General features: G+C 61.5%; 7 protein-coding genes and 3 pseudogenes. 7 read left to right on the forward strand and 3 right to left on the reverse strand.

Features of this window, described 5'->3' with window-relative positions:
* Nucleotides 1-128: 128 nt before the first annotated feature.
* Together ACSEEN_RS20860 and ACSEEN_RS20865 are read right to left on the reverse strand one after the other, a co-directional pair.
* A pseudogene (locus ACSEEN_RS20860) lies at nucleotides 129-818 on the reverse strand (MMPL family transporter); the annotation flags it as partial.
* Between the two features lie 57 nt (nucleotides 819-875).
* The gene (locus ACSEEN_RS20865; protein WP_440714196.1) at nucleotides 876-1,217 is read right to left on the reverse strand and encodes a DUF4873 domain-containing protein; all 342 of its coding nucleotides are present in this window, start codon (nucleotides 1,215-1,217) and stop codon (nucleotides 876-878) included.
* A 133-nt stretch (nucleotides 1,218-1,350) separates the two neighbouring features.
* Here ACSEEN_RS20865 and ACSEEN_RS20870 point away from each other — a divergent pair, with 133 nt between their 5' ends.
* The 6 genes from ACSEEN_RS20870 to ACSEEN_RS20895 all read left to right on the forward strand — a co-directional run bounded on the left by ACSEEN_RS20870 (nucleotide 1,351) and on the right by ACSEEN_RS20895 (nucleotide 7,702).
* Entirely contained in the window at nucleotides 1,351-2,319 is a 969-nt protein-coding gene (locus ACSEEN_RS20870; RefSeq protein WP_408949324.1) for an AurF N-oxygenase family protein, read from the forward strand.
* Between the two features lie 155 nt (nucleotides 2,320-2,474).
* Nucleotides 2,475-3,998 (forward strand): flavin-containing monooxygenase, encoded by a 1,524-nt coding sequence (locus ACSEEN_RS20875; protein WP_440714197.1) that lies wholly within the window; start codon nucleotides 2,475-2,477, stop codon nucleotides 3,996-3,998.
* A 40-nt stretch (nucleotides 3,999-4,038) separates the two neighbouring features.
* Nucleotides 4,039-4,908, forward strand: coding sequence for an SDR family NAD(P)-dependent oxidoreductase (locus ACSEEN_RS20880; RefSeq protein WP_440714198.1), 870 nt, complete (start codon nucleotides 4,039-4,041; stop codon nucleotides 4,906-4,908).
* A complete protein-coding gene (locus tag ACSEEN_RS20885) occupies nucleotides 4,905-5,975 on the forward strand; it encodes a 2Fe-2S iron-sulfur cluster-binding protein (RefSeq protein WP_440714199.1) in 1,071 nt (356 codons plus the stop codon). The genes ACSEEN_RS20880 and ACSEEN_RS20885 overlap by 4 nt, the downstream gene beginning before the upstream one ends.
* Complete coding sequence (locus tag ACSEEN_RS20890) at nucleotides 5,965-6,882, forward strand: alpha/beta fold hydrolase (protein ID WP_440714200.1); 918 nt, start codon at nucleotides 5,965-5,967, stop codon at nucleotides 6,880-6,882. Before ACSEEN_RS20885 ends, ACSEEN_RS20890 begins: the two co-directional genes overlap by 11 nt.
* Before the next feature lie 76 nt (nucleotides 6,883-6,958).
* Nucleotides 6,959-7,702 (forward strand): TetR/AcrR family transcriptional regulator, encoded by a 744-nt coding sequence (locus ACSEEN_RS20895; RefSeq protein ID WP_440714201.1) that lies wholly within the window; start codon nucleotides 6,959-6,961, stop codon nucleotides 7,700-7,702.
* Here the strand turns inward: ACSEEN_RS20895 and ACSEEN_RS20900 are convergent.
* Nucleotides 7,655-8,276: pseudogene (locus ACSEEN_RS20900) on the reverse strand (TetR family transcriptional regulator C-terminal domain-containing protein); the annotation flags it as partial. The gene ACSEEN_RS20895 and the pseudogene ACSEEN_RS20900 sit on opposite strands and share 48 nt — an antisense overlap.
* 53 nt (nucleotides 8,277-8,329) lie before the next feature.
* Between ACSEEN_RS20900 and ACSEEN_RS20905 the strand changes: the two are divergent.
* Nucleotides 8,330-8,890 (forward strand): annotated as a pseudogene (locus ACSEEN_RS20905) (PaaI family thioesterase).
* Nucleotides 8,891-9,343: the final 453 nt, after the last annotated feature.

Raw genomic sequence — 9,343 nt, forward strand, 5'->3', positions numbered from 1 at the left:
CAACCCCTCCGCCTTGTGCAGCCGACGGATCTCGGCCCAGTCTTCCACTGAAATCATCCCTCCAGAATGACGAGGGGGGTCAACTTTCACCCGTCGTCTGGGGGTCAGTATTCACGCGTCGTCGACAATCGGTAAACGATCAGTAGGATCCCGGCGATCAACAGCACCGTGGCGAGCGTGATCACGATCAGATCGGACTCGCCGACCGCGAGCTGGTCGGTGAACGTGGCAGGTGGACCGGTCACCCGGACAGTTGTGCCGGTACCACCGAAGATCTCGTCCGTGGTGTCACGGACCGCTTCCACCGCGTCGGCAGCGTCCGGCCCGCCCAACGTCCCGGTGACACCGATAGGCAGATACCACGCCTTCTTGTCCTTGCTCAACGCCTGACTCTCCGTGAGCGGGTCACCGAGCAGGTCGCGGACCGCGATGACGTGTTCTGTGTCCGCACGTAGTGTGGTCACCAATTCGTCATATAGGGCGCGGGTGGTGTCCGAAAAGCCCTCGTCGTTCTCCATGGCGACGAAGACGGTGGTCTTGGCCCCCTTCTCATTGAACGCCTCACCCATCCGGTCGAGCGTCTGAAATGACGGTACGCCCGCGGGTATCGGGTCCACCGACTGCTGTCGGATCACCGACTCCAGCTGCGGGAACAGCACTGCGAGGCCGACCGCGACCACGACCCAGACCAACGCCACGACCCCCTTGCGCCGCAGCGTGAACCAGGCGACCTTTTCCAGTACAGCGCTGTACTCACCGGTGCCGGCAGAACGCCTCGATGGACGGTTCCGGATGATCGACGGCCTGGCCACGTACAAATTTCCTCTCAGACTGGATTGTTGGGGGGGCGCCCCCAGGGCGGCTGCGCAGATCGGTCAGCTGTGATGTTCGCTCTCTGCTATCGCCTCCACTTCCTCCAGGGTGGTGGGGATGTGGTACGGCGGCCTGCTCGTGCCCGAGATGCGATAGCGATCCCAGAAATCAGGATCGCCCACGACGCACTCGGCGCGTCCCTGTGGTGTCACAAAGACAGCAACCGTGCGCCTGCCCCCGAGGAGGGCGTCGAGCGCATCGTTCTTGTCGATCCTGCCGTACCAGGTGTACAAGCCGTTGAGGGGCTGGAAATAGCCTTTGATTTTCACCTCGACAGCAATCTCCTTGCCGCGGCACACCAAGGTGCCCACGCCGGAGTAGTCGAGATCGTGGTCGTCAGACACGTAAAGCTCACTTTCTTCACATCAAGCCTTGACAAAAGAACACACTGGCAGTGACACTAGCAGTATCGGGTACCCAGAGTATCGGGTATGAAGTCGAGACTCAACTCGGCCCGGAACACAACGGAGGTGTCACATGACCGTTCAAAATGTGGAGATCAAGCCCGACGTCTCGACGGAAGGCGTTGCGCGTGTCAGCGCCCGCAAGCCTGTCGACATGCAGAGATCTGCCGGCCGACTGCTGCGGGCGGCGGCCGAAAAATTCTATGACGCGGAGATCGACATCGATTGGGACTCGCCCTGGGAGGAAGGAAAGTACTTCCTGCCAGAGCATCGTGTCTCGCTCTACGGCACCAAGCTGTGGGAGAAGATGAGCGATGAGCAGAAGGTGGAGCTCGGGCGTCACGAGATCGTGAGCATTCTCAGCTTCGGTATCTACGCAGAGAATCTGCTCAGCTCAGCGCTGCTCCGAATGTCTGCCAAAGGTGCCCTGACAGATCAAAGGGCCCTCTACGCCCTCAACGAGATCGGCGACGAGGCACGTCACTCGACGATGTTTGCCCGGTTGATCAACAAGACGGGACTGGCGCCGTACAAGTTGCCGAAGGGATTCTTGGGCTTCGCGAAGATTCTGCATTTTGTGCCTCTCGGCCCGTCTGTATCCGGCGCGACATTGCTCATCGAAGAGATCCTCGACCGCGCTCAGCGTGAGGCGATGAATGACCCGAAGATGCAGCCGCACCTGCGCCAGCTCATGAAGATCCACGTTCTCGAAGAGGCCCGCCACATCACCTTCGCGCGGCTGGAAATGGTGGAGGGGATGCAGCGTCGCGGACGCATCTCGCGCGCTTGGCATCGAGGCACGCTGGCGGTCATTGCGAACTTTGCGTACCCGTTGCTCATCAATCCGAAGGTGTACCCCGCTGTCGGAATCAACCGTCTGCGCGGGCTGTGGGCGCAGCAGACGAGCCCGAACTATCGCGTCAATTTGCAGTTCATGTCCGAGCCTATGATCCGGTTCTTCCACGAGGCCGGGATGATGGAGGGGAAATTCACGATGGCGATGTGGCGCGCAACGCGCAGCCTCCCCGACGACCTGCGCTGACCCGTCCCGGCCGAGTCCACGCGGCCGCTAATCCGTCTCTCGACCCTACGCCCGGATCTCTCTGGGCTCAGACGGATGCCTCACATCTGCCTGCCACGCGTCCCGCGCCGAGCAGGTCCGTTCGCTCTACTCTTTGATCAGGAGACCTTCACTCAATGCCGTCTTCCAACACCAAGCGCGCGCCGCGCGCCGCCACGGCGACAGACCCGGGAACGACCGAACCCATCACTACCAAGGTACTCATCATCGGCAGCGGCTTCTCCGGCCTCGGTATGGCCGTGCAGCTCCGCCGGCGCGGGAATAACGATTTCATCGTGCTGGAAAAGGCCGACTCCGTCGGTGGGACGTGGCGCGACAACACCTATCCAGGATGCGCATGCGACGTGCCGTCCCTGATGTACTCCTACTCGTTCGAGAGCCGCGGTAGCTGGTCGAAGGTGTGGTCCTCACAGCCCGAAATCGAGCAGTACCTGAAAGAGATCTCCGACAAGCGTGGTGTCACTCAGAAGATCCATTTTGGGCAGAAGTTGGTCTCCGGATACTGGAGCGAGTCCGAATCTCGGTGGCACCTGCGTACCGAGTCGGGCCGGGAGTACATCGCGCAGTACGTCGTGTCCGGTGTCGGCGCTCTGCACATCCCGAACTATCCGAACATCCCCGGAATCGATGAGTTCGCCGGCCAGGCATTCCATTCGGCAAAGTGGGACCACACGGTGGACCTCCAGGGCAAGCGGGTGGCCGTCATTGGCACCGGTGCCAGCGCGATTCAGTTCGTGCCATTCGTGCAGAAGGAGGCCGGCACACTCACGGTGTTCCAGCGCACCCCGGCTTGGGTACTTCCACGCAAGAACTTCGCGGTGCCGACGGCACTTCGGACCGTGCTCAGCAAGATCCCTATCACACGCCGCCTCGCTCGGTGGTCGGTCTACTGGGGCGCAGAGAGCCTGGCCTTCGGGCTCAACGGCCACTCCAACCTTATGCGGCCAATCGAAAAAGTGGCGAAATGGAACATCGAGCGTTCTATCGCCGACCCTGAGCTACGCAGAAAGCTGATGCCGTCCTACCGCATCGGATGCAAACGCATCCTGGGATCGAACGACTACTACCCTGCACTCGCCGCGCCCAACACGACAGTGATCAGCGATCGGATTGAAAAGGTGACCGCGGATTCTATCGTCACCGCTGACGGCGTGTCACATCCTGTAGATGTGATCATTTACGCCACAGGGTTCCATGTCACAGACGGATTCGATCAACTCGCCCTCAAGGGCGCCCGGGGCGAAGACCTGCCGTCGCACTGGCACCGGACGGGCCTCAACACCCACCTCGGCATCACCACCGAGGGCTTCCCGAACCTGTTCTTCCTGCTCGGACCCAACACAGGTCTTGGACACAACTCTGTCGTATTCATGATCGAGCAGCAGATCAAGTACATCATGAAGGCCATCGACGCCGTCGACAGTCGCGGAGCGCAGCGTGTAGATGTGCGGCCCGAGGTTCAAGAACACTTCAACAAGAACATTCAGCACAAGCTCGCCAAGGGGGTATGGACCAACGGCGGGTGTACGAGCTGGTATCTGGACTCGCAGGGTGTCAACCGTACGGTGTGGCCCGGGTTCACCTGGCAGTACTGGCGAGCGACGAAAGACTTCAAGCCCGCCGAGTACGAGATCGCCTGACAACCCAGCCGTAGGTCATCGGAGAAGTGAGTACACAACAGTGAGTAGTTCGACAACAGATAACTATGCGAACCAGGTCGCAGTCGTCACGGGAGCCGCTTCAGGGATCGGCCGGTCCCTTGCGCTTCAACTTGCCGCACGCGGGGCCAGCCTTTCCTTGTCCGACGTCGACGAGATGCATCTCAAAGAGACGGCGGCTATGTGCCGTACCGCGCATCGGGCGAAAGTCGAGACCGCCGTGTTGGACGTGGCAGATCGTGCTGCCTTCCAGGATTACGCCGACAGCGTCCAGTCGACATTCGGGCGCGTGAACATGGTGTTCAACAACGCCGGCGTCGCCCTCGGCGCCGACGTTGTTGACATGTCTTGGGAGGACTTTGACTGGCTGATGGGTATCAATTTCGGCGGTGTCGTCAATGGGACGAAGGCGTTCCTGCCTTATCTGATCGCCTCCGGTGATGGTCATCTGGTGAACACCTCCAGCGTCTTCGGTCTGGTCGGAATCCCCAGTCAGAGTGCCTACAACGCCGCCAAGTTCGGTGTGCGTGGCTTCACCGAAGCACTTCGCCAAGAGATGAAAATCAGCCGGTATCCGGTCACGGTGACATGCGTTCACCCCGGTGGCGTCAAGACAAATATCGTCAATAACGCTCGGGGTGTATCCGATATGGGGGCAGATACCGCGACCATTGCCTCGATGTTCAACAACATCGCCAGGACCACCCCGGAAAAAGCGGCGTCCACCATCCTCAAAGGAATGGACAAGAAGAAGCCCCGCGTGTTGATCGGCGCAGACGCACGGGGCTTTGACTTTGTCGCACGCGTTGTGGGTCCGCGCTACCAGGACATGGCTGCGCCGATGACACGCGCGGGCTACGCCTTGGCTCGCAAGCGGGGGATCATCAAATGACCGTCGAGCAGGAGAATCGGCCGGGCACCACCGCCCGGTCGCGGACGCTGACCGTGTCGGAGGTCGTGCAAGAGACCAAGGACTCGGTGAGCATCGCCTTCGAGGTGCCTGACGAGATCGTCGACGATTTCAAACACCTTCCCGGGCAGTTCATTACGCTGAAGATCCCGTCCGACCAGACGGGCCACGTCGCACGATGCTATTCGCTGAGCAGTTCACCTCATGTCGATGACTTCCGCCTCGAGATCGGGGTCAAGCGCACCGCTGGGGGATATGCGTCGAACTGGTTGTGCGACAACGTCTCCGTCGGCATGGAAATGACCGTACTGACGCCGTCGGGAAAGTTTACCGCGAAGAGCCTCGACGTCGACATGCTTTTCTTCGCCGGCGGAAGCGGCATCACGCCGATCCTGTCGCTGGTGAAGTCGGCACTGGTGTCGGGCGGTGGGGAAGTCGTCCTGTTCTACGCGAACCGTGACGCCGACTCGATCATGTACGAGCGCCAGCTTCAGCAGATCAGCTCTGAGTTCGCCGAGCGGTTCACTTTGGTCGGCTGGCTTGAGTCCGAGAACGGGATCCCCACATCCGAGGCTGTCGAGAAAATTATCCGTGACCACAAAGGGGCGGAGATCTTCACCTGCGGCCCTGCCCCCTTCATGGACCTGGTGGAAAGGTCCGCCGCCGCGTGTGGAGTGGACCATTCGGATGTACATCGGGAGGTGTTCCAGTCTCTGGCGGGTGACCCGTTCGACACCGCCACACTGCGTCGACTCAGTGACGACGAGGGTGTGGCGACGGCCACGGTTTATCTCAACGGAGAGTGCATCACCACGGCATGGCCACGTAACGCGCCGCTGCTCGACGTGCTTCTCTCGCAAGGGCACAACGCCCCATACTCGTGTCGAGAGGGCGCATGCAGCGCGTGTGTCTGCAAACTCATCGAAGGCGATGTCGACATGGTGCAAAACAACATCCTCGTCGACGACGACATCGAGGACGGTGAGCGACTCGCGTGCCAGGCACTTCCGCTCACCGACGCTGTGACGGTGAGTTTCGATGACCTCTGAGTCTTCGGGAGCTGGCCTACTGTCGCGGCGGTCGCGGGAGGTTCTCTCCAGTGACGGCACGAGGCTGTTCGTTGAGGAGTACGGGCTGGGTGATGATGCGCCGCTGGTGGTGTTCAGTCACGGGTGGGCTTGCCAGGGCCGATTCTGGAGACCTCAGATCGAACACTTCGCCAGCACACACCGTGTGGTGGTGTATGACCAACGAGGGCATGGCTGGAGTGACCGGGGTCATACCTCTTTCTCTTCGTCGGTCCTCGGCGACGATCTCGAGGCTGTCCTGCGGGCTGTCGTCACGTCGAGTCGTAAGGCATTGGTGACCGGTCACAGTATGGGCGGGATGTCGGTCATGGGTTGGGCTGCCGAGCACCCGGAGTCGGTGCCCCTCCTGTCCCGCGGTGCCGTCTTGGCGAGCACTGGACCCTCCCAGTTGGTAAGTAGATCGACGCTGATTGGGTCGCCGCGTCGATTCCGCGCCTCATTGGAGCGGGCCTTCGCGGCCGGGCTCGCCATGGCGGGGCCGGAGATGCTTGACACGCGCTTCAACCGGCGGTTGGTGAAGTACGGGACGATGGGTCCGCACGCGTCGGCCGACGTTGTGGCTGAGTGTTCTGAGATAGTACTGCGTTGCCCTCCTGCGGTTCGGGGAATGTGGGGCAGGGTCCTGGCCACTATCGATGTCAGCAAAGGAGTCGACTCACTTGCGGTTCCGACGACAGTGATCGTGGGCTCTGCCGACCGGTTGACACCCGAGGTTCATTCCACCGATCTCGCCGAACGGCTGCAGCAGCGCGGGCAGTTGCACGATTTCGTGGTGTTGCCGCAGATCGGTCACATGATCAACATGGAGGCACCGAACGATTTCAACGAAGCGGTGGCGCGATTGGACGCAGCCACGGAGAAAGGCTAACTCTTGATGCCTATGACCGGACGCACATAGCTGATGATTGCGGGGGGAGGGCCCTTCCGGTATCGTTGCTTCCACAATGTCAGTCGTCCGTCGCGTTTCCTCCGCACCATCTCAGGTACAGCGTCGGGTGCGTGATGCCCGTAGCACGCGGTGGGATGAACATCGGGTCGCGGTACGCGCGCAGCTGGTCGAGGCGGCCATACGGGCCATCGAACGCTGTGGCGTAGGCGTCAGCATGGACGACATCGCTGCGGAGGCCGAGGTATCTAAACCGAAGCTGTACCGCTATTTCGGCGACAAAGCGGGCTTGAACGGGGCGGTGGCGGCGAAGCTCGGGGCGTTGATGTGGGAGTCGGCGCAAGTCACAATTTTTGCCGAGCAAGATCATGCTTCGGTCGACGACATGGTTCGCTCGTCTATCCAGTCGTACGTCGCGCTCGTCGGGCAACATCCCGTGGTCGTCAGATTTCTTATGGCGAATCATTTGTTTGAGTACTCCGGATCGGGAAGTGGCGGAGTTGCGGAGCAATTGAGGTCGGTGATGGAGGTCATCGCCGGTCGGTTTACTGAATCTCTGCAGCGTATTCATGCAGATACCTCGATTATTCCCATGGCCGTGGCGTCCATTCTGGGTTCTGGTCTATCTGCGACGCAGTGGTGGACCGACGGCGGTCGTGAGCAAGGGGTGGACGACAAGTTCTTCGCCGCACACCTATTGGAGACGACGTGGGGAATCATCGATGGCGCGGGCGCGACCATAGGCGTCGCCTTCTCACGTGGTCTGCCATTCAGTCATCCCGGGTTCGCGTCCCGCCGCTAAGTGGACTGACCATGTTTGGCAGCGAGCCATTCGCCGAACTTGTTTTGCCAGTGGCGGCGCGATTCGACCGATTCTTTGCGTTGCGGTCGGGTTGATCGTGCGTTCCGGTTGAGGGGTGTGTGTGCGTTGGTGGGCGGCGAGGAAGTCGTCAACGATGTGCGCGCAGTCGTGCCGGTCGATGTTTCGTAGCCCGGTTCTTCGTGCGAAATACCAGCGGTCCGAGAAGTTGGCACATTGCGAGTTCGATGTCGAAGTCGTCTAGTTCCTCGCGGGCATGAGAGCTTTGAGAATGGCTTCAAATGGTTGGCGGTACTGGTCGATTACCCGGATGCGCAGCGTTCCGGTTGGGGTCTGCGCGTCTACGCTTTCCCTGGGTCACTACTTGCGACCCGAGGGTAAGGCAGGCCAGAGTCGTGACATGCAGGGGCGCCGCGGCAAAGAGGGAAGCTTGTCGGCTGAGTAGCTCGATGAGCTGGCTGCGTAGCGGACCCGTCGAGGGTGCCGGTGGGATTACGTGGGGCAGCAGTCGCTCGAAGGTGGCGGCCAGCAGTTGCGAGGAACTGTGACGAGACAGCCGCAACGATGACGCCAACGCGCGGTTGCCGGTGGGCGGCCATACCCGATCGGATGGCGGATCATCGTGAGGAACCGCCGGACGAGTCACCAGTATTGCTACCCCCGCACACTGCGAGGTGCATGGGCTTCGGCCCCGACAACCTGCACGGCATTGAGATGGCCGTGCACCGCTGCGGCGATGAGGTGTTCACCGATATCGCGTTCGACGAACGGCATCTAGGCGCGCCGGGGTTGGCGCACGGCGGCGCGATCGCCGCCGCGTGTGATGACCTGCCGGGCTCACCTTGTGGTTGCTGCAACCCCGGCGGTCACCCGCCGCCTCACAGTCGAGTACCTGTTGCCGGTCCCGCTGCGCCGCCCGCACCGCATCAGCGGCCGCCTCACCGGAAGGAGGGGCCGCGCTCTGCACGTCACTGCTACGGCACCGGAGACGACAGTGTCACCCGGTTCACCGCAACCGCCGTCTTCGTCGCTGTCGACACCGACCATTTCGCCGCGCACGGAGATCGATCTCGGCGATTGCGGCGGGCCTGCTCAACCGGCTTTCCCGCGACGCCGGACCTACCGGGTGACCGCCGTCATCACCGACACGGCAACCGAATCCGCCGATGACGCCAACCCTGCATGCGCTGTGACTCACCGTTCGGAGCGGTAGTCCCGAGCAACGAACGCCGGGAAGAAGTCGGAGAACTGTGAGGCGCAGGCCCGGTGACGTTGGTTGTCATGGGGCCTGCTCGTTTCTGGTGCGGATGGAACTTCTCGAATGACAAGGAGGCGATGAGTTCCAGGCAGATGTGCACGTCATCGACGGCCCGCAGTTCGAAGGTTTAATGCTGCCGAGTTGGCTGCCGCCGGCGCCGATTGGAGCCAGGGTCAAGTAGCTTTCTCGGTCGCCCGGCGGGGTCGCCCTTCTCATAGCCTAGGTGGTCGGTCGGCTCTGAACCGCACTGGGTTCTTTGGAGGCTCGTGACCTTGGAAACGAGGATGAGTACATGCCGAAGGAACAGGTTCCCGGGAAGCCGCAGACGCGGCGCTACAGCCCGGAGGAGAAGGTGGCGGCGGTCC

The sequence above is a fragment of the Gordonia marina genome, assembly GCF_052036135.1.
Taxonomy (GTDB): Bacteria; Actinomycetota; Actinomycetes; order Mycobacteriales; family Mycobacteriaceae; genus Gordonia.

Excerpts from the sequence above, each read along its gene's own strand:
- ACSEEN_RS20870 (WP_408949324.1), top strand. The coding sequence starts at position 1,351 with ATGACCGTTCAAAATGTGGAGATCAAGCCCGACGTCTCGACGGAAGGC.
- ACSEEN_RS20875 (WP_440714197.1), top strand. The coding sequence starts at position 2,475 with ATGCCGTCTTCCAACACCAAGCGCGCGCCGCGCGCCGCCACGGCGACA.
- ACSEEN_RS20885 (WP_440714199.1), top strand. The coding sequence starts at position 4,905 with ATGACCGTCGAGCAGGAGAATCGGCCGGGCACCACCGCCCGGTCGCGG.
- ACSEEN_RS20890 (WP_440714200.1), top strand. The coding sequence starts at position 5,965 with ATGACCTCTGAGTCTTCGGGAGCTGGCCTACTGTCGCGGCGGTCGCGG.
- ACSEEN_RS20895 (WP_440714201.1), top strand. The coding sequence starts at position 6,959 with ATGTCAGTCGTCCGTCGCGTTTCCTCCGCACCATCTCAGGTACAGCGT.